The sequence below is a fragment of the Verrucosispora sioxanthis genome (genome assembly GCF_010560025.1).
GTDB classification, from domain to species: Bacteria; Actinomycetota; Actinomycetes; order Mycobacteriales; family Micromonosporaceae; genus Micromonospora; species Micromonospora palythoicola.
This window is the reverse complement of record NZ_SAIY01000010.1, coordinates 68,619-87,361: the sequence shown is the minus strand read 5'-3', so window position 1 is coordinate 87,361 and position 18,743 is coordinate 68,619. Positions and strand designations below refer to the sequence as shown.

Annotated in this window: 18 protein-coding genes, 2 pseudogenes and 1 riboswitch; of the genes and pseudogenes, 13 read left to right on the top strand and 7 right to left on the bottom strand. The window is 72.3% G+C overall.

Translation table 11 applies throughout. The annotated features are described in order from the left end of the window. Positions 1 to 77 precede the first annotated feature (77 nt). Positions 78 to 419, bottom strand: a complete 342-nt coding sequence (locus ENC19_RS24600) for an antibiotic biosynthesis monooxygenase (protein WP_164449440.1) — start codon at positions 417 to 419, stop codon at positions 78 to 80. A gap of 29 nt (positions 420 to 448) precedes the next feature. On the opposite strand from ENC19_RS24600, the gene ENC19_RS24595 reads away from it, so the two are divergent. The 7 genes from ENC19_RS24595 to ENC19_RS24565 all read left to right on the top strand — a co-directional run bounded on the left by ENC19_RS24595 (position 449) and on the right by ENC19_RS24565 (position 5,155). Further along, a complete protein-coding gene (locus tag ENC19_RS24595) occupies positions 449 to 706 on the top strand; it encodes a hypothetical protein (protein ID WP_164449439.1) in 258 nt (85 codons plus the stop codon). Between the two features lie 54 nt (positions 707 to 760). After that, positions 761 to 1,753: a metal ABC transporter substrate-binding protein gene (locus ENC19_RS24590; RefSeq protein WP_164449438.1), complete on the top strand. Its 993-nt coding sequence runs from the start codon at positions 761 to 763 to the stop codon at positions 1,751 to 1,753. Next, complete coding sequence (locus ENC19_RS24585; protein ID WP_164449437.1) at positions 1,750 to 2,514, top strand: metal ABC transporter ATP-binding protein; 765 nt, start codon at positions 1,750 to 1,752, stop codon at positions 2,512 to 2,514. Before ENC19_RS24590 ends, ENC19_RS24585 begins: the two co-directional genes overlap by 4 nt. Next, positions 2,511 to 3,380: a metal ABC transporter permease gene (locus ENC19_RS24580; RefSeq protein WP_164449436.1), complete on the top strand. Its 870-nt coding sequence runs from the start codon at positions 2,511 to 2,513 to the stop codon at positions 3,378 to 3,380. Before ENC19_RS24585 ends, ENC19_RS24580 begins: the two co-directional genes overlap by 4 nt. A 37-nt stretch (positions 3,381 to 3,417) precedes the next feature. Further along, a complete protein-coding gene (locus ENC19_RS24575; RefSeq protein WP_093407467.1) occupies positions 3,418 to 3,717 on the top strand; it encodes an ArsR/SmtB family transcription factor in 300 nt (99 codons plus the stop codon). A 227-nt stretch (positions 3,718 to 3,944) separates the two neighbouring features. Then, on the top strand, positions 3,945 to 4,343 hold the full coding sequence (locus ENC19_RS24570; protein ID WP_164449435.1) for a Fur family transcriptional regulator: 399 nt from the start codon (positions 3,945 to 3,947) through the stop codon (positions 4,341 to 4,343). 200 nt (positions 4,344 to 4,543) lie between these two features. Further along, the gene (locus ENC19_RS24565) at positions 4,544 to 5,155 is read left to right on the top strand and encodes a hypothetical protein (RefSeq protein WP_164449434.1); all 612 of its coding nucleotides are present in this window, start codon (positions 4,544 to 4,546) and stop codon (positions 5,153 to 5,155) included. Between the two features lie 92 nt (positions 5,156 to 5,247). Here the strand turns inward: ENC19_RS24565 and ENC19_RS24560 are convergent, their stop codons facing one another. From ENC19_RS24560 to ENC19_RS24540, 5 genes and pseudogenes are all read right to left on the bottom strand, one after another. Continuing rightward, entirely contained in the window at positions 5,248 to 7,164 is a 1,917-nt protein-coding gene (locus tag ENC19_RS24560; RefSeq protein ID WP_328824379.1) for an acyl-CoA dehydrogenase family protein, read from the bottom strand. 213 nt (positions 7,165 to 7,377) lie between these two features. Beyond that, positions 7,378 to 7,878: a DUF6328 family protein gene (locus ENC19_RS24555; protein ID WP_164449433.1), complete on the bottom strand. Its 501-nt coding sequence runs from the start codon at positions 7,876 to 7,878 to the stop codon at positions 7,378 to 7,380. 109 nt (positions 7,879 to 7,987) lie between these two features. Further along, on the bottom strand, positions 7,988 to 8,818 hold the full coding sequence (locus tag ENC19_RS24550) for an alpha/beta fold hydrolase (protein ID WP_164449432.1): 831 nt from the start codon (positions 8,816 to 8,818) through the stop codon (positions 7,988 to 7,990). Between the two features lie 111 nt (positions 8,819 to 8,929). Further along, a pseudogene (locus ENC19_RS24545) lies at positions 8,930 to 9,762 on the bottom strand (TIGR03943 family putative permease subunit). Continuing rightward, on the bottom strand, positions 9,759 to 10,700 hold the full coding sequence (locus ENC19_RS24540) for a permease (protein ID WP_281604464.1): 942 nt from the start codon (positions 10,698 to 10,700) through the stop codon (positions 9,759 to 9,761). The pseudogene ENC19_RS24545 and the gene ENC19_RS24540 overlap by 4 nt, the downstream one beginning before the upstream one ends. A gap of 332 nt (positions 10,701 to 11,032) precedes the next feature. Beyond that, a riboswitch (TPP riboswitch) is annotated at positions 11,033 to 11,138 on the top strand. Positions 11,139 to 11,210: 72 nt separating this feature from the next. Here ENC19_RS24540 and ENC19_RS24535 point away from each other — a divergent pair. The 5 genes and pseudogenes from ENC19_RS24535 (at position 11,211) to ENC19_RS24515 (ending at position 16,512) form a co-directional block, all read left to right on the top strand. Next, the gene (locus ENC19_RS24535) at positions 11,211 to 11,801 is read left to right on the top strand and encodes an ECF transporter S component (RefSeq protein ID WP_164449430.1); all 591 of its coding nucleotides are present in this window, start codon (positions 11,211 to 11,213) and stop codon (positions 11,799 to 11,801) included. A 102-nt stretch (positions 11,802 to 11,903) separates the two neighbouring features. Beyond that, positions 11,904 to 13,343, top strand: a complete 1,440-nt coding sequence (locus ENC19_RS24530) for an ABC transporter ATP-binding protein (RefSeq protein ID WP_164449429.1) — start codon at positions 11,904 to 11,906, stop codon at positions 13,341 to 13,343. Continuing rightward, positions 13,340 to 14,142: pseudogene (locus ENC19_RS24525) on the top strand (energy-coupling factor transporter transmembrane component T family protein). The gene ENC19_RS24530 and the pseudogene ENC19_RS24525 overlap by 4 nt, the downstream one beginning before the upstream one ends. A 157-nt stretch (positions 14,143 to 14,299) precedes the next feature. After that, positions 14,300 to 16,009 (top strand): PHP domain-containing protein, encoded by a 1,710-nt coding sequence (locus ENC19_RS24520; RefSeq protein ID WP_164449428.1) that lies wholly within the window; start codon positions 14,300 to 14,302, stop codon positions 16,007 to 16,009. Beyond that, positions 15,970 to 16,512 (top strand): hypothetical protein, encoded by a 543-nt coding sequence (locus ENC19_RS24515; RefSeq protein WP_216592931.1) that lies wholly within the window; start codon positions 15,970 to 15,972, stop codon positions 16,510 to 16,512. Before ENC19_RS24520 ends, ENC19_RS24515 begins: the two co-directional genes overlap by 40 nt. 101 nt (positions 16,513 to 16,613) lie before the next feature. On the opposite strand, the gene ENC19_RS24510 is transcribed toward ENC19_RS24515, so the two are convergent. Continuing rightward, positions 16,614 to 16,841, bottom strand: coding sequence for a hypothetical protein (locus ENC19_RS24510; RefSeq protein ID WP_164449427.1), 228 nt, complete (start codon positions 16,839 to 16,841; stop codon positions 16,614 to 16,616). Between the two features lie 398 nt (positions 16,842 to 17,239). On the opposite strand from ENC19_RS24510, the gene gndA reads away from it, so the two are divergent. Further along, positions 17,240 to 18,685, top strand: a complete 1,446-nt coding sequence (gene gndA / locus ENC19_RS24505; RefSeq protein WP_164449426.1) for an NADP-dependent phosphogluconate dehydrogenase — start codon at positions 17,240 to 17,242, stop codon at positions 18,683 to 18,685. Positions 18,686 to 18,743: the final 58 nt, after the last annotated feature.

Genomic DNA, 18,743 nt, shown 5'->3' with positions numbered 1-18,743 from the left:
GGCCGGGCAGCGAGGGGTCTGGCGGTGGGGCTGCCGGTCCGGGAGCGGTCATAGGAGCCAGCGTAGTGCCCGGCGACTCAGCGGTAAGGACCCGCAGCCCGGTCGCTGGCCACCGTGACCACGTCCCCGCCCGGTACGGCGGTCGCCAACGGCTCGTACGCGGACGGCTCGTCGAGACTCTCGGCGAGCAGCGGCACCGCAGTGATCTTCACGTCGAATCCGCCGAGGGCGCGGCGGTAGGTGCCCACCGACTCCCATTCGGTGACCAGGCACCAGTGACGGGGGTCGTCCAGTGCCCGGACCAGCTGTCCGCGCTGGTAGCCGGGCCGGGCGGCCAGCGCCGCGAGGGCCGCGTGGGCCCGGGCGGCGAACGCCTCGGCGACGTCTTCGTCGACCACGAACCGGTTGGTCACCAGCACCGGCTCCTCCTCCTCGTAGAGTCTGTGGAATGCAGCGTACGCAGCCTGGGATCGCCGCCCGACTGGCCCGGACCAACCCGACGACGGTGTTCCTGGTCACCCTCGCCCTCGCGCTCGTCGCGTTCTTCGCCCCGGGCGTGATCGGCGGGCTGGTGACGCTGCTGCTGGCCGGTGCGCTGGCGGCCCTGCTGGTGACCACCTGGTCGGTACAGACGCCGCAGACCCGGGCGATCCGGCTGATCGTGCTGACCCTGCTGATCACCGCCGGCCTGGTGAAGCTGCTCTGACATGCAATCATGCGTTTTTGACAATCATTGTCGTTGTCGCGGAAAGTCGAGGACATGACCTTCCGCTCCGCCCCGCGCGCCCTGGCCACCGCCACGGCCGCCCTGCTCGCCCTGACCGGCGTCACCGCCTGTTCGAACGACGACAGCCCGGCCGGCGCCGACCCGCAGCGGGTCGACGTGGTGGCCGGTTTCTACCCGTTGCAGTTCCTCGCCGAGCGGATCGGCGGCGACGCCGTGGCCGTGACCAGCCTGGCCCGCCCCGGTGCGGAGCCGCACGACCTGGAGCTGAACCCGGGCCAGGTCGGCCAGATCAGCGAGGCGGAGCTGGTCCTGTTCCTGCACGGCTTCCAGCCCGCCGTGGACGAGGCGGTCGAGCAGCAGGCCGGTGACCGCGCCTTCGACGTGGCGACCGTGGAGCCCCTGCTGGACGCCACCGCCGGTGGCCACGACCACGACCACGAGGGCGAGGAGCACGCCGAAGGCGAGGAGCACGCCGAGGAGGAGCACGCCGAGGAGGCGTCCGAGGGGGCCAAGGACCCGCACGTCTGGCTCGACCCGACCCGACTGGCCACCATCGGCGACAAGCTCGCCGAGCGGCTCGGCACGGTCGACCCGGACCGGGCCGGTGACTACACCGCGCGGGCGGCCACTCTGCGTACCGAGCTGGAGAAGCTGGACACGGAGTTCGCCGAGGGGTTGAAGACCTGCCAGCGTCGGGAGATCGTGGTCAGCCACACCGCGTTCGGCTACCTGGCGCAGAAGTACCAGCTGGAGCAGATCGGCATCACCGGACTCACCCCGGAGAACGAGCCGTCCCCGCAGCGACTGGCCGAGGTCACCGAGGAGGCCCGGGAGCACCAGGCCACCACCATCTTCTTCGAGACGCTGGTCAGCCCGAAGGTGGCCGAGACCATCGCCCGCGAGGTCGGCGCCCAGACCGCCGTGCTGGATCCGATCGAGGGCCTGTCAGCCGAGGGCGGCGGGGACTACCTTTCGGTGATGCGTACCAACCTGCAAACCCTGAGGACGGCGTTGAGCTGCTCGTGACACCTGACGTCATCACCGTCACGCACGGGGTGGTCGGCTACGACGGCCGCCCCGTGCTTCGTGACGTTTCGCTCACCGTGACCGCCGGTGAGGTGGTCGCGCTCCTCGGCGCCAACGGCTCCGGCAAGTCCACCCTGATCCGCGCCATCCTCGGGCTCGTCCCGCTCAGCGCCGGCACGGTGACCCTCTTCGGCCGACCGGTCCGCCGGTTCCGCCAGTGGCACCGGGTCGGGTACGTCCCCCAGCGCCTCGGTGCCGGCAGCGGCGTGCCGGCCACCGTCGCCGAGGTGGTCGCCGCCGGGCGGCTGGCCCGCCGGGGAATCCTGCGCCCACCCGGGCGGGCCGACCGGGAGGCCGTCGCCGAGGCGCTGCGCGCCGTCGGTCTGGCCGACCGGGCGAAGGACCCGGTCAGTACCCTCTCCGGCGGGCAGCAGCAGCGCACGCTCATCGCCCGAGCCCTGGCCGGGCGGCCCGAACTGCTGATCCTCGACGAGCCGACGGCCGGTGTGGACGCCGTCAGCCAGGAGGCGTTCGCCGGTGCGCTGCGCGACTTCACCCTCGGCGGGGGGACCGTCCTGCTCGTCGCCCACGAGCTGGGTCCGCTGCGTCCGGTGATCGGCCGGGCGATCGTCGTGCACCAGGGGTTCGTGGCGCACGACGGCGCCGTGCCGGAGCCGGCCGGGCACCACGCGGCGCCCGACCACGACCACGTGCATCCGCACGGTCCCGAGGAGCCCGCCGGGCTGTGGAGCGCACGATGAGCCTCTTCCAGTACGAGTACATGCAGCTCGCGCTGGTCAGCGCTCTGATCATCGGGCTGACCGCGCCCGCGCTCGGCATCTACCTGGTGCAGCGGCGGCTGGCGCTGATCGGCGACGGCATCGGGCACGTCGCGCTGACCGGGGTCGGTGCCGGTCTGCTCTTCCAGACCTCCCCCGTGATCATGGCGGTGATCGCGGCCACCCTCGGCGCGGTCGTCATCGAGCTGATCCGCGAACGCGGCCGGACCTCCGGCGACCTGGCCCTCGCGCTGCTGTTCTACGGCGGCATCGCCGGCGGGGTGGTGCTGGTCGGGCTCTCCGACAGCACCAGCGCCAACCTGAACGCGTACCTGTTCGGGGCATTGAGCACGGCGTCCCGGGCGGACGTCGCCACCATCGCGGTGCTCGGTGCGGCGGTGCTGATCGCGATGATCGGGCTGCGGCCGGCGCTGTTCGCCGTCTGTCACGACGAGGAGTACGCCCGCGTCTCCGGCCTGCCGGTACGCACGCTCAACCTGCTGCTCGCGATCACCACGGCGATCACGGTGACGATCGCCATGCGCGCGGTCGGCGTACTGCTCATCAGCGCGCTGATGGTCGTCCCGGTGGCCACCGCGCAGCAGGTCACCCGGGGGTTCCGCAGCACCATGGCGGCGGCGATGGCGCTGGGACTGTTCGCCGGCGGGGCGGGCATCTGGATGGCGGCGCTCGCCGACACCGCGCCCGGCGCCTCGGTGGTGGTGCTCGCGATCGCCTCGTTCGTGACGGTCACCCTGCTGGCCGCCGGTTGGCGCCGGCTCCGGCGGACCCGACCCCAGCCCGCGCCGGCTCCGGAGCCCCACGAGGTGGTGCTCGGCGGGTCCTGATCCTGAGCGGTGCACCGGTATTGGTTACCGTTGCAGGGTGACCAGCGGATCCGGCTATGACGCGTACGAGGGTGCCAGCGAGTTGCTGCGGGCCCTCTCGGCACCGATCCGGCTGGCGATCGTCAGCGAGCTGGCCGGCGGTGAGCGCTGCGTGCACGAGCTGGTGGACAAGCTCGGGGTGGCTCAGCCGCTGGTTTCTCAGCACCTGCGGGTGCTTCGTGGGGCGGGCGTGGTCCGGGGTTCCCGGCGGGGGCGGGAGATCGCCTACACCCTGGTCGACGAGCACGTCGCGCACATCGTGGCGGACGCGGTCAGCCACGCCGGGGAGGGATCATGAGCGAGCGAATCATCAGGCTCAGTGCGGGTGTGCCTCATGACGGCACGCAGCGAAGCGGAGTGACGTCATGAGCGAGCGGAGCGAGCGAATCATCAGGCTCAGAGCGGACGTGCCTCATGACGGCACGCAGCGAAGCGGAGTGACGTCATGAGCGAGCGGAGCGAGCGAATCATCAGGCTCAGAGCGGACGTGCCTCATGACGGCACGCAGCGAAGCGGAGTGACGTCATGAGCGACAGTGGTACGGCGGTTCGCAACACTCGTCAGCGTTCGGCGGTGAGTGCCCTGCTCGCCGAGACGGAGGGCTTCCACAGCGCCCAGGAGCTGCACGCGATGCTGCGCGATCGTGGCGAGCGGGTCGGGTTGACCACGGTCTACCGGACGTTGCAGGGGCTGGCCGACGCGGGCGAGATCGACGTGATGCGCCCACCGGGCGGTGAGCACCTGTACCGCCGGTGCAGCGAGGGGCACCACCATCACCTGGTCTGTCGAGCCTGTGGGCGTACCGTCGAGGTCGCCGGCCCGACCGTGGAGGCCTGGGCCGATCGCGTCGCCGCACAGCACGGTTTCACCGACGTCAGCCACACCCTGGAGATCTTCGGCACCTGCCCCGCCTGCGCCCGCTAACCAACCCCACCCCACCCACCGCCCGCCGCCCGCCGCCCGCCGCCCGCCGCCCGCCGCCCGCCGCCCGCCGATCTTGCACTTCTGGTCGGGACGGATGCTGCCAGAGCGGGCATATCGGCGACCACAACTGCAAGATCGGCGAGTTTTGCCGGGCGGTTGTCGGGGTGCCCGGGGGCGGGGCGCGTGGCAGGCTGTCCGGCGTGAAGATCTACGCTGATCGTTTCCCGACCGCGCTGCGACAGCTGCTCACCGACCTGCTCGTCGTCGCCTGGGTGTACGCGACGATCCGGGGCGCACTGTGGCTGCACGACCTGGTGCAGAGACTTGCCGTACCCGGGCAGAAGCTGGAGGGTGCGGGCGCCGGCCTCGCCGACAATCTCGCCGAGGCCGGCGGCAAGGTCGGCCGGGTGCCGCTGGTCGGCGACGAGCTGACCGCACCCTTCGAGCGGGCGGCCGGTGCCGCCCGTTCGCTGGCCGAGGCCGGCCGCGACCAGCAGGAACTGGTCGACCAGTTGGCGCTGGCGCTGGCCGTTGGCCTGCTGATCGTGCCGCTCGGACTCGTGGTGTTCGGCTGGCTGCCGCTGCGGGTGCGTTGGATGCGCCGGGCCGGGTCGGCGGCGACGCTGGCCACCGCGCCCGCCGGCCGGGATCTGCTGGCCCTGCGCGCGCTGGCCGGCCAGCCGCTGCGCAAACTAACCCGGATCGCCCCCGACGTCGCCGAGGCGTGGCGACGCGGCGACGACACCACGGTCAACGCCCTGGCCGCCCTCGAACTCCGCCGCCTCGGCCTCCGCGACCCCCACCAACCCTGACCGCCTCCCCTCCCCCGTTGATCAAGAAGTTTGGGTCGTGAATCTCGCGGATGCGGACCAAAACTTCTTGATCAACAGGGCGGGCGCCTCTGTTAGGGGGTGGGGTTGGGGGGTGGGGGGAGGCGGCGGCGGGCGTCGGAGGGGGCGGTGGAGGGGCCGGGGGTCCAGGGGGCCACCCAGGGCAGGTCGGTGGGTGGGGTGACGACGCCGTCCTCCAGCGCCGCGTAGCGGCCGGCCAGGATGCGCTTGGCGGCCGTCACGTCGATCGAGTCGGTGTTCTCCCACAGGGCGGTGAACAGGGCGTCGACCCGGACCTTGGCCTGCCGGCAGAACAGGTCGGCCAGTTCCACGTTCTCCGGCCGGGTGTCGCGCTCGGCGCGGGCGCGTACGCAGACCGCGCTCATCGCGAACAGTTCCGCGCCGATGTCCACGACCCGGCCGAGGAACGCCTGCTTGCGCTCCATCTTTCCCTGCCAGCGGGACATCGCGTAGAAGGTGGACCGGGCCAGCTTCCGGCTGGCGCGTTCCACGTGACGCAGGTGGCCGGCGAGCGGGCCGAACTCGCCGTACCCGGTGGGCTGCTGCCCCTTGCCGACCGCGAGGGTCGGCAGCCACCGCGCGTAGAACGCACCCGCCCGGGCTCCGGCCTTCGCCTTACGGGCGAGCCCGGCGTCGGGGTCGATGATGTCGCCCGCCACCGACAGGTGCGCGTCCACCGCCTCGCGCGCGATGAGCAGGTGCATGATCTCCGTGGAGCCTTCGAAGATCCGGTTGATCCGCAGGTCGCGCAGCATCTGCTCGACCGCGGCCGGGCGTTCGCCCCGGGCGGTGAGCGAGTCGGCCGTCTCGTATCCCCGGCCGCCGCGGATCTGGACCAGCTCGTCGGCGATCCGCCACGCCATCTCGCTGGCGTACAGCTTGACCAGCGCCGCCTCGATCCGGATGTCGTTGCGGTCGTCGTCGGCGAGCAGGCAGCAGAGGTCGAGCATGGTCTCCATGCCGTACGTGGTCGCGGCGATGAAGGAGAGCTTCTGGGCGACCGCCTCGTGCTCACCCACCGGCCGGCCCCACTGGACCCGCTCCGCCGACCACTCCCGGGCCACGTTCAACGCCCACTTGCCGGCACCGACGCACATCGCCGGCAGCGACAACCGGCCCGTGGTCAGCGTGCTCAGGGCGATCCGTAGCCCCTTGCCCTCGCCACCAATGACGTTCTCCTTCGGTACGAAGACGTCGTGGAAGCGGGTGAGGCTGTTCTCCAGTCCGCGCAGGCCGAGGAAGGCGTTGCGACGCTCGACGGTGATGCCCTCGGCGTCACCGTCGACCACGAAGGCGGTGATGCCGCCACGACGCCCCTCGGCCTTCGGCACCCGGGCCATCACCACGAGCTGGGTGGCCACGGTGCCGTTCGTGGCCCACAGTTTCACGCCGTTGATCCGGTAGCCGGCGCCGTCCGGCGTCGGTTCGGCGGTGGTCGCCAGGCGGGCCGGGTCGGAGCCCACGTCCGGCTCGGTGAGCAGGAACGCGGAGACCTCGCCGGCGGCCAGCCGGGGCAGGAAGCGACGCTTCTGCTCCTCGCTGCCGAACATCTTCAACGGCTGTGGCACACCGATCGACTGGTGCGCCGACAGCAGCGCGCCGATCGCCGGGCTGACCGAGCCGGCCAGCATCAACGCCCGGCAGTAGTGCAGGTTGCTCAGGCCCAGCCCGCCGTACTCCCGACCGATCTTCATACCGAAGGCACCCAGCCGGGCCAGCCCCTGGAACACCTCGTCGGGGATCCGCGCGTCGCGTTCGATCGCCGCGCCGTCCACCTCGGCGGCGACGTAGTCGCGGAGCCGGCCGAGGAACTCCTCGCCGCGGGCCTGTTCGTCCGGATCCGGTCGCGGCCACGGATCGATCAGGTCGAGCCGCAGCCGCCCCAGGAAGAGTTCCTTGCCGAAGCTGGGCCGGTCCCAGGTGGTCTGCCGGGCCGCCTCGGCAACCTGACGCGCCTCCTTCTCGGACACCTGGCCCGCCGCGTCCGGAGTGGACGCCCGGCGCGCGGTCGGCGGCGACGGGTCGGCGTTACGGCTGTCGGTGGCTGACGGACGGTGATTCTCGGCGATGGCCACGGCAAACCCCCGGGCTCGATCCGGACAGTCGGACTGTTCCGCCTGCTCAGCAGGCTACCCGTGTTCGTTACCCAATGGTAGCCACGGATATCCGCAGCAGTGGCCGGCTCAGCCCTGGTTCAGGCCGCTCGGGTCGTCGTCGTCGTCGATGTCGTCCTCACCCCAGTTGCGACGGGCGAACGGCAGGATCATCCACAGGGTCAGGAACCACAGGCCGGCGACGGCACTGAGCACGAAGGCGATCGGTCGAGCGAGCACGAAGTCGGTGATCAACAGCACCGAACTCACCATCGCGATCAGCATGAACGCGAGGCCGCCGCTGGCCATCCGGTGGGCGAAGCGCACCAGTTCCGGCTTGCGTCCCTGCCGGAACAGCGCCCGGTGGAAGGCCACCGGAGAGATGATCATCGCGGTGGCGCCGGCGGCGGCCAGCAGCGCGACGATGTAGACGTCCCGCTGGAACTGGGTGGTGTCGTCGAAGCCGGCACTGAACGGCAGGGTCAGCAGGAAGGCGAACAGAATCTGCACGCCGGTCTGCGCGACCCGCAATTCCTGCAACAGGTCGGCAAAGTTGCGCTGCCACCGCTGCTTCTCGGTTTCCTTTGACACTGCGGACCTCCGGGGGCTCCGCCGGCCCTCGCCGCCGGCGGTCACGCTGATGCCCCACCGGGTGCGAACCGAAACCCGTTCAGGATCCCCGTGCCCGCTCTCCGCCCACTCAAACCGCCGGGCGCACCCGGGCCAGGATCGCCTCGGCCAACGGCGTCGGTGCCTCGTCCGGGATCCAGTGGGTGACCCCGGCCAGTTCGACGAATCGGAACTCCCCGGTCACGTGCGCGGCGCACGCCTGCGCGGCCACCCGTCCGATAGCCACGTCACCGTCGCTCCAGACGAACGTGGTGGGCACCGACACCGGGCCGGTCGCTGCCAGATCCGCCTTCGACATCGCCCGGTACCAGTTCAGGGCGGCGGTCAACGCGCCCGGCTCGCGCATCGGATCGGCGTACGCCGCCACCCGTTCCGCGTCGCCGACGCCGCGCAGCAGCCGGCGCAACCCGACCGCACCGAGCGACAACAACGTCTTCTCGGCCACCCCCGGCTGCCGGAACAGCAGCATGTACGCCGAGCGTGCCTTCTGTTGCGGGTCGTTCGCCAGCGCGTACGCCATGGCGGCCGGATGCGGCACGGAGACCGCGGTCAGCGTGCGCACCCGGTCCGGATGGGTGGCCGCCAGCGCCCACGCGACGACCGCGCCCCAGTCGTGCCCGACCACGTGCGCGGCGGGCACCCCGAGGGCGTCCAGCACCGCCACCGCGTCGGCGACAAGTGCACCCAGCCGGTACGCCTCGACCTCGGCGGGCCGGGCCTGCGGCGAGTAGCCCCGCTGGTCGAGCGCGTAACTGCGTAGACCAGCGGCGTGCAGGGTCGGCAGGACCCCGTCCCACTCGCCCGAGTGCTGCGGGAAACCGTGCAGCAGCAGCACCGGTTCGCCCTGCTCCGGACCGCCGGTGGCGACGTCGAACCGCAGACCCCGGGCCTCGATACGCATCCCGGCAGCCTACCGAGCGCCCTGCACCGCGCCGGACGGGTGGCGCCAGACGACCGGCGCCGGCCACCGCACCCGGCCGACGCCGCAGGGCGTCGAGCACGGCCGCGCGGGTCAGTCGTACGGGCGCTTGGGGACGGGCACCTGCCGCCAGGACTCGACCTCCAGGTAGGGGATCTCGGCGTCGTTGACCGGGTCCCGGCCGAGCCGGTCGCTGTAGCGGCCGATCACCTCCACCCAGCTGTCGTCGGGCAGCCCGGCCGGTACGTCACCGGTCAACCCGAGCTTGACCGGGCGGCCGTCGGCGGCGCAGCAGGACAGCACCATCCGGGCCAGGATCGGCTGGCCGTCGGGGCCGGTGGCGATGAAGCCGGTGAGCTGCACCCGCCGGTCGCCGATCGACGTGCCCCGGTCGAACAGCGCCCGGGAGGCATAGTCCAGGACGCTGACCTGCACCGGGTCACCCTCCGGCAACGGCGGGTAGTCCGACTGCTGCTGGCTGCTCAGCGCGGTGCCGGCCTGACCCGCCGCGTACGAGCCGAGGGCCGGCGGGGCGACCAGCAGCAGGCCGAGCACGGGCAGGATCAACAGCCAACCGACCCGAGGCTCGTGATGGGCATGCCCGTGCCCGTCGTGCCCGGTGTCGGGTCCGTTCGCCGGGTCGCCAGGGCCGACGTCCGGGACGTCGACGCTGCCGCCGGCCGGGACGCTGCCGTCGCCACCGGCGGAGCGCCGCCGGGATCGCCGGTCGGGGCCAGCGCGCGGGGCCGGGGGCGCAGCTCGTACCAGAGCGTCATGACCGCGGCGGCGACCAGCAGCAGGCCGGCGGCGATCAGGAAGGGGCGCAGCCCTTCCTTGACGTAGCGCAGGTAGAGGTCGGTGACGCTGGCCCGGATCACCGCGCCGCCGAGCAGCAGCAGGATCACCGCCTGCGCCTGCCGGTTCACAGCAGCACCGCCCCGGCGCCGGCGGCGACCAGCAGGGCCACCACGAAGGTGGTCGGTGCGAACCGGAAGGCGAAGCGTCGACCGAACACACCGGCCTGCATCGAGATCAGCTTGAGATCGACCATCGGCCCCACCACCAGGAAGACCAGTCGGGACGTGAGCGAGAACTGGGACAGCGAGGCCGCGACGAAGGCGTCGGCCTCCGAGCAGAGCGAGAGCAGCACGGCGAGCAACGCCAGCGCCAGGACCGACAACCATGCGTTGTCGGCCAGGGTCTGCAACCACCGCTCCGGCACCAGCACGTTGATGCTGGCGGCCGCCATCGCGCCGAGCACCAGGAAACCACCGGCGTGCGTCACGTCGTGACGGACCGCGGCCCAGAAGGCCCGGCCCCGGGACGCGTCGTCCAGTTCCGGACGACGCGGCATCCTGATCCATTCGGTACGCCCGAGCCGCAGCCAGAGCCAACCCATGATCATGGCGACGATCAGGCTGGCGACGCCCCGGGCGAGCACCATCTCGGGATTGTTCGGGAAGGCGACCGCGGTGGCGGTGAGCACGATCGGGTTGACCGCCGGGGCGGCGAGCAGGAACGCCAGCGCGGCGGCCGGCGTGACACCCCGCCGGATCAACGACCCGGCGATCGGCACCGAGCCGCACTCGCAGCCCGGCAGCACCACCCCGGCCGCGCTGGCCGCCGGCACCGCCAGTGCCGGGTGCCGGGGCAACGCCCTCGCCCAGAAGGACCGGGGTACGAAGACCGCGATCACGGCAGAGAGCAGTACGCCGAAGGCCAGGAACGGCACCGCCTGCACCATGATCGAGACGAAGACGGTGGTCCAGGTCTGGATGCGGGGGTCGTCCAGGGCGGCGGCGATCGGCTCCCGAAAGATGATCAGGATGATCAGCAGCGCCGCCAGGATCTCCACCGAGCCGATCCGGTCGCCGAGCCAGCGCCGGGGCGGCTCGTCGCCGGCAGGCTCCGGTGGGCGGGTTTCGGTGTCGACGCCCCCAGCCGAGGATCGGGGCTCCGGTTCGCCCGGGACGGCCCGGTCAGTGTCTGTGGTCACCCGTCACCCTTCGGCCGTGGCGGATCGGCGGACTGAGATTACCGTCCGGCGCGGATGACGTCGATGGATGTCACAGATTTGGCCAGCCTCACCCGCCTCCCCGGCCGACCGGACCAGCCGAACGCGAACACCCGTCGTGACCTGGGTGGATCACATTGCCGGTGGATCTTCCGTGGTGTTAGCGTCGGCGGGACAGACAACACCTCCGACAGGGGAGCGCACAGCGCTGAGAGTGCGGGTCCGCCCGCAGACCCTCCGCACCTGATCTGGGTAATGCCAGCGCAGGGAGTTCGGTCCACCTCCAGCCCGCCACCGTCCGGCGCCGCCGGGCGGGGCGTGCGTCTTGCCTGGTTCGCATCTGGACTGGGAGCAAACATCGTGCAGACAACTGACAGCAACCGCTGGCGCACCATCGACATCGTGGTGGCGTCGGTCATCGCGGTCGCCTTCGGCGTCATCTTCTGGGCCTGGGGCGTGGTGTGGAGCGCCACCGAGGGCGCCTTCAGCTTCTTCCCGCCGGCACAGACGCTCATCTACGGGGTCTGGCTGGTGCCGGCCGTCCTCGGCGGCCTGGTCATCCGCAAGCCCGGCGCCTCGCTGTACTGCGAGCTGCTGGCGGCGATCATCTCGGCCCTGCTGGGCAGCCAGTGGGGCACCATCGTCCTGTTGCAGGGGCTGATGCAGGGTCTCGGTGCCGAGTTGGCCTTCGCCGCCTTCCGGTACCGCTCGTACCGGCTGCCGGCCGCCCTGCTGGCCGGCGCGCTGACCGGCCTGAGCGCGGCGATCTTCGACTTCGTCTACTGGAACGCCGAACGCGACATCGCCGCCTACCGCCTGCCCTACGCCGCGCTCACCATCGTCAGCGCCACCGTGATCGCCGGTGCCGGCGCCCTCGCCCTCACCCGCGCCCTCACCCGTACCGGCGTCCTCGACCGCTTCCCCGCCGCCCGCGAACGCACCCTCATCTGACCCCCGACCCATCGCGTTGACCATGAGGTCAGCGGCATTTTCGATCTCCAGATCAACCGGCAACCTCATGATCAACGAGAAGCGGGGAAGGAGGGAGAGCGGGTGGGTGCGGGGGTTCGGGTGCGGGGGTTCGGGTGGCGGCATGCCGGACGGCGTGGCTGGGCGGTGCGCGGGGTGGATCTGCGGGTGGAGTGCGGGGAGAAGGTGCTGCTGCTGGGGGCGTCCGGCGCAGGTAAGAGCACGTTGCTGGCGGCGTTGGCCGGGCTGCTGCCCGAGGACTCCGGGGAGCACGAGGGCACCATCGAGATCGACGGCCGGCCGGCCACCGAGGCCCGCGACGGGGTCGGCATCGTCTTCCAGGATCCGCAGTCCCAGCTGGTCATGGCCCGCAGCGGTGACGACGTGGCGTTCGGGCTGGAGAACCGGGGCGTGCCGACCGGACAGATCTGGCACCGGGTCGACGAGGCACTGCGCCGGGTCGGCTTCCCGTACCACCGGGACCGGCCCACCGCGGCGCTGTCCGGCGGCGAACAGCAGCGCCTCGCCCTGGCCGGCGTGCTGGCGCTGCGTCCCGGTCTGCTGCTGCTGGACGAACCCACCGCCAACCTCGACCCGACCGGTGCCGCCCTGGTCCGCGCCGCGCTCGCCCGGGCGGTGGACGCCGACACCACCCTGATCCTGGTCGAACACCGGGTCGCCGAGGCGCTGCCCCTGGTCGACCGGGTGGTGGTGCTCGAACCCGGCGGCGGGATCCGCGCCGACGGCCCGCCGGAGGCGGTCTTCGCCGCGCACGGCGACGCTCTCGCCGCCGAGGGGGTCTGGGTACCCGGCCGCACGATCCCACCGCGCCGGGCCGCCGGTCCGGGCGGCGAGGTGCTGCTCACCGCCGAACGACTCGGCCAGCCGCCCCGGCTGTCCCCCACCAACCTGACCGTACGCGCCGGTGAGGCGCTCGCCGTGCTCGGTCGCAATGGTGCCGGGAAGTCCACCCTGGCGCTGCTGCTCGGCGGGCTCCTCCGACCGGGCACCGGGCGACTGACGGCGACCCCGGAACTGGCCGGAGCCGACGCGCGGACCGCACCGCACCGGTGGCGGGCACCGGCGCTGACCCGCCGGATCGGCTCGGTGTTCCAGAATCCCGAGCACCAGTTCGTCACCGGCACGGTCTTCGACGAACTGGCCCTGGGGCCGAGGCGGACCGGGGTGCCCGAATCGACGGTCCACGACCGGGTGGCGCAGTTGCTGGATCGGTTACGGCTGGACCGACTCGCCGCCGCCAACCCGTACACCCTCTCCGGCGGCGAGGCGCGGCGGCTGAGTGTGGCGACCGCCCTGGCCACCGCGCCCCGCCTGCTGATCTGCGACGAACCCACCTTCGGCCAGGACCGGCGCACCTGGCGGGAACTCGTGGAACTCCTCGCCGACCTGCGCGACGCCGGCCACGGCCTGGTCGCCGTCACCCACGACGCCGAGTTCGTGGCCGCGCTGGCCGACCGCACGCTGACCCTCACGCCACCCGCCGCCGACCCGGTGCCGCGATGATCACCCTGGAGCCGATCGCCCGGCCGGGCGCGCCGCTGGCCCGGCGCAATCCGGTGGCCAAGCTGGCGGCGGCGATGCTCTTCGCGTTTCCGCTGATGACCACGCTGGACCCGGTCACCCCGGCCATCGCGATCGCCGTGGAGCTGGCGGTGCTGCCGCTGTTCGGGGTGCACCCCGGGCTGCTGGCCCGACGTGCCTGGCCACTGCTGGCCGCCGCCGGCGGCATCCTGGTCACGCTCGTGCTCTTCGCCGCCGACCGGTCGGGCCAAGTACTGCTCGACGCGGGGCCGATCGTGGTGACCTCGGGGGTGCTGGTCACCGCACTCGGTCTGGTGCTGCGGCTGTTCGCGGTGGCACTGCCCGGCGTGATCGTCTTCGCCACCACCGACCCGACCGACCTGGCCGACGCACTCGTGCAGAACGCCAGGGTGCCGGCCCGGTTCGCCATCGGGGCGCTGGCGGCGTTCCGGTTGGTGCCGCTGCTCGGTCAGGAATGGCAGATGATCACCGTCGCGCGCCGGGCGCGCGGAGTCGAGGCGGGCCGCAACCCGGTGGCCCGGCTGCGGCTGTTCGTCTCGACGGCGTTCACGCTGCTGGTCGGGGCGATCCGGCGGGGTACCCGGCTCGCCGTGGCGATGGACGCCCGGGGCTTCGACAGCGGCGTGCCGCGCACCTTCGCCCCGCCGCCAGCGGTTCGTCGCGGCCGACTGGCTGCTCGTCGCCGGCGCGCGACGGCGACCGCCGGGCCGCACTGGCCGTGAGCGTGCTGCTCGGCACCTTCCGCCCGCTGATCGGCTGACTCCCGCCGGAACGGCCACGCCGAGCGGCGTACGCGACCGGCACCACACATGGCCGGGATCGCATGTTCGCGCGTTCGCCGCGAAGGCGACACGCGGCGTTCCTCCGCTGCGACCAGATTGGCCTGCGACGACTCCTCGATCACATTGGAGCAGCAGATGGGCCACGGCCACGCGCACCATCACGATCACGACGCCGCCACCGGCACCGACGTACCCCCGGCGCTCGACCTGTCCGTCCCCGACGGCGAGCTGCCGCCGGCCGAGGTGAACCGGCGCGGTTTCCTGCGCAACGCCGGCCTGCTCGGTGCCGGCGCGGCCACCACCGTGCTGGCCGCCGGCAGCCCGGCCATGGCCGGTGGCCACGACCACGGTCACGGTCACGGGCCGGGTGGGGACCACGGCAGGACCGGCGGGTTCCACTGGCTCGCCGGCGACCACCACATCCACACCCAGTACAGCTCGGACGCCATGTACCGGGTGATCGACCAGGCCCGGCACGCCCGGGCGTACGGCCTGGACTGGATGGTCGTGACCGACCACGGCAGCGCGACGCACGCGAAGATCGGCGTGGAGAAGGTCAACCCGGACATCGTCGCCGCCCGTAGCCGGCTCAAGGACCTGCTGATCTATCAGGGCCTGGAGTGGAACATCCCGGCGGCCGAGCACGCCACGGTCTTCGTGCACCCCGGACGCAACGAGGTCGCCGTGCTCAAGGAGTTCGAGAACTCCTTCGACGGCAGCGTCCGCAGCGCCGGCGACAACACCCCGGCCAACGAGGCGCTGGCCGTCGCCGGCATCAAGTTCCTCGGTGAGGCGGTCCGCAGGCGCCGGGTCGAGGGCGCGCTCTTCCTGGCCAACCACCCGGCCCGTCGGGGCATCGACTCCCCGCACGAGATCCGGGCCTGGCGCGACGCCGACCCGAGCGTCGCCATCGGGATGGAAGGCGCACCGGGCCACCAGGCCGCCGGCCTGCCCCGGGACAGCGGCGGCCGGGCCCGCGGCTACTACGACAACAACCCGTCGGCCAACTCGTTCCCCGGCTACCCGCTGGAGAGCTACCGCACCTGGGGTGGGTTCGACTGGATGACCTCGACGGTCGGTGGTCTCTGGGACAGCCTGCTCGCCGAGGGCCGGGCCTGGTGGATCAGCGCCAACTCCGACTCGCACGTCAACTACCTGGACACCTCCCAGCGGGGCCCGGGCAGCGACTTCAACCTCAACGGCAGGTACGAGGACCCGGTCCACGGACCGGTGATCACCGACGCCGGTGACTACTGGCCGGGGCAGTACAGCCGTACCCATGTCGGGGCGAGCAGCTTCAGCTACCGGGCGGTCATGGACGGTCTGCGCGCCGGCCGGGTCTGGGTCGACCACGGTGGCCTGATCAAAGGGCTGGACGTGCGCGCCCGCGTCGGCGGTGACCGGCGGGCCAACTCCGGCACGCCGCTCGGCGGGGTGCTGCGGGTCCGGCGCGGCAGCGCCGTCGAGGTGACCATCGACGTCGACCTGGCCGACATTCCGAACTGGTCGCAGTTCGTGCCGGTGCTCGCCCGCGTCGACGTGATCGCCGGCCGGGTGACCGGCCCGGTCGCCGACCAGGACAGCTTCACCGCCCCGGACACGAAGGTGGTCAAGTCCTTCGAGGTGACCAGGCGAACCGGCCGGGTCTCGTTCAGCTACTCGTTCGGCCGAGTGGATCAGCCGTTCTACCTGCGCATCCGGGGTACCGACGGCAAGCGCAGCCAGCCCGGTCTGATGGGCGCGGGGGTCGACCCGTTCGGTCCCGCGTTGGACGTCGCGGGTGCCGCCAACCCGTGGGAGGACCTGTGGTTCTACGCCAACCCGATCTGGGTGCTGCCGAGGTGATCGTCGGCCTCAGCCTGGGGCACCGCACCCTGCGTGCGGCCGACCACTGGCTCACCGAGCAGGTGACAGGGCTGGGGGCGGACCTGGTCGCCTGCACCCACCTGGTCGCCGAGCCGTACCCGCACGTGGCGCTCAGTGTGGCCGGCCCGGCGGCGGAGCGGCTCGCGGAGCTGGCGGACACCCCGCCCGAACTGCGGGTCGCAGCGGCCCGGGCAGCGGGTGAACACGCCGCCCGCCGCTCGGGACGGGCGGTGTGCTATCCGGGCGCGGACCGGATGGTCGGCACCCTCACCGTCGCCGAACTGCTCGCCGCCGGGGCGATCGAGCGGGTGGTGGCGCTGGGCGGTACGCCGGTCGCCCCGGACATGCCGGTGCACACCAGGGACTTCGTCCGGCCACAGTGGCAGGCCGGCGAACTGGTCCTGGTCACCATGCCGCACCACGCGGGCGGCCTGGCACCGTTCGAGGTGCCCGACCCGACACCCTGTTGTGCCGCTCACTGAACTCTGGTGATCCTCCGACCGTGGCGCCCGGCACCGGCGCGACGCGGAAGGGCAGGGGGCCGGGTGTGCGTACCGACGCGCGCCCGGCCCCCGCGGGCTGCTCAGCTACGACGGAAGGCGTAGCGACGGACCTGGCCGGTCCGCTGGCCGCGTCCGACACCGGAGGTACCGGTGGCCGGTGGCCCCGCCTTGGGGGCGGCGGGCCGCCCGGTCGGCAGGGTGGGCACCGGCGTGATCGCGACGTCGTCCAGGTTCGCCGGCGTGACGGCGGCGAGTTCCGCCGATTGGCGGTCGGGACGGGATTTCCGGGAGCTGCGCTTGGCGGGCATCTGTGCCTCCTCGCTCGGCCGGCGACCCGCGGGCGGTCGGCCGACCACATGAAGACCGCCACCTGGGCGGTCGGGGACGGTTCGGACTGCTGCCCGGGACCGGCCACGAAGGACGCCATCGCCGATGGCGGATGGACACACGCGGACGCCCGGGAGCGCACGGGTCGCGGCACGACAGCGGCGAACCCGGCTCGGGAAAGAGGGCGTCAGTAGCGCATGCCCGCACGTTATCGCCCAGGCGAGGTGAGCGCAGCCGAATTAACGCCACCGCTGCACGCGGGGGTCGTGGTGCGCTACGCGACCACCTGATGACCAGCGGTGGGGGGACGGCGCGCGGCACCCGGGTGCCGCGATACCGTCGCAGCACTACAGGCAGACGGCGGAAGGTGGCGACGAGGATGGCGGATCGGGCTACGGCGCAGATCGGTGTGACCGGGCTGGCGGTGATGGGCCGCAACCTGGCCCGCAACCTGGCCCGCAACGGGTTCACCGTGGCGTTGCACAACCGCTCGCCGGAACGGACCCGGTCGCTGGTGGCGGAGCACGGCGACGAGGGCACCTTCGTGCCGACGGAGTCCCTGGCGGACTTCGTCGCCGCGCTGGAGCGGCCCCGCGCGGTGATCATCATGGTCAAGGCGGGTGGTCCCACCGACGCGGTGATCGACGAGTTGGTGCCGTTGCTGGAGGCGGGCGACATCATCATCGACTGCGGCAACGCGCACTTCGCCGACACCCGCCGCCGCGAGGAGGCGCTGCGGGCGCATGGCCTGCACTTCGTCGGCACCGGTGTCTCCGGTGGCGAGGAGGGCGCGCTGTGGGGGCCGAGCATCATGCCGGGCGGTTCGGCCGAGTCGTACCGCAAACTCGGCCCGATCTTCGAGAAGATCGCCGCGCAGGTCGAGGGCGTGCCCTGCTGCCAGCACGTCGGGCCGGACGGCGCCGGGCACTTCGTCAAGATGGTCCACAACGGCATCGAGTACGCCGACATGCAGCTCATCGCCGAGGCGTACGACCTGCTGCGGGCCGGCTTGGGGGCGGAGCCGGCGGAGATCGCGCAGATCTTCCGGGAGTGGAACTCCGGTGAGCTGGAGTCGTTCCTGATCGAGATCACCGCCGACGTGCTGGCGCACACCGACGCCGCCACCGGGCAGGCGTTCGTGGACGTGGTACAGGATCGGGCCGAGCAGAAGGGCACCGGCCGCTGGACCGTCCAGATCGCCCTTGATCTGGGCATTCCGATCACCGGCATCGCCGAGGCCACCTTCGCCCGGTCGCTGTCCGGACACGTCGGTCAGCGCGAGGCCGCGCAGCGGGCCTTCCCCGAGGCCGGCGAGAAGTGGCAGGTCAGCGACCGCGAGGCGTTCATCGAGGACGTACGCCGGGCGCTGCTGGCCTCGAAGATCGTCGCGTACGCCCAGGGCTTCGACCAGATCCGCGCCGGCAGCGCCGAGTACGACTGGGGCATCGACCTGGGTGGCACGGCGACGATCTGGCGCGGCGGCTGCATCATCCGGGCCCGGTTCCTGGACCGGATCAGGCAGGCGTACGACGAGCAGCCGGAGCTGCCGACCCTGCTGGTAGCACCGTGGTTCGCCGACACCGTGCGCGACGGCGTGCCGAGCTGGCGACGGGTGGTGGCCGAGGCCGCCCGGGCGGGTGTGCCGGCGCCCGCGTTCGCCTCGTCGCTCGCGTACTTCGACGCGCTGCGGGCGGACCGGCTGCCGGCCGCACTGATCCAGGGGCTACGCGACAACTTCGGCGCGCACACCTACCGCCGGGTCGACCGGGACGGCTCGTTCCACACCCTCTGGGCCACCCCCGACCGCGCCGAGGTCGAGGGCTGACCCCGACGCCGGCATCTCCCGATACACGGCAGCTCGCGGTATCCCCGTCGACGGGGAT

Excerpts from the sequence above, each read along its gene's own strand:
- ENC19_RS24595 (WP_164449439.1), top strand. The coding sequence starts at position 449 with ATGCAGCGTACGCAGCCTGGGATCGCCGCCCGACTGGCCCGGACCAAC.
- ENC19_RS24590 (WP_164449438.1), top strand. The coding sequence starts at position 761 with ATGACCTTCCGCTCCGCCCCGCGCGCCCTGGCCACCGCCACGGCCGCC.
- ENC19_RS24580 (WP_164449436.1), top strand. The coding sequence starts at position 2,511 with ATGAGCCTCTTCCAGTACGAGTACATGCAGCTCGCGCTGGTCAGCGCT.
- ENC19_RS24570 (WP_164449435.1), top strand. The coding sequence starts at position 3,945 with ATGAGCGACAGTGGTACGGCGGTTCGCAACACTCGTCAGCGTTCGGCG.
- ENC19_RS24550 (WP_164449432.1), bottom strand. The coding sequence starts at position 8,818 with ATGCGTATCGAGGCCCGGGGTCTGCGGTTCGACGTCGCCACCGGCGGT.
- ENC19_RS24520 (WP_164449428.1), top strand. The coding sequence starts at position 14,300 with ATGGGCCACGGCCACGCGCACCATCACGATCACGACGCCGCCACCGGC.
- ENC19_RS24510 (WP_164449427.1), bottom strand. The coding sequence starts at position 16,841 with ATGCCCGCCAAGCGCAGCTCCCGGAAATCCCGTCCCGACCGCCAATCG.
- gndA (WP_164449426.1), top strand. The coding sequence starts at position 17,240 with ATGGCGGATCGGGCTACGGCGCAGATCGGTGTGACCGGGCTGGCGGTG.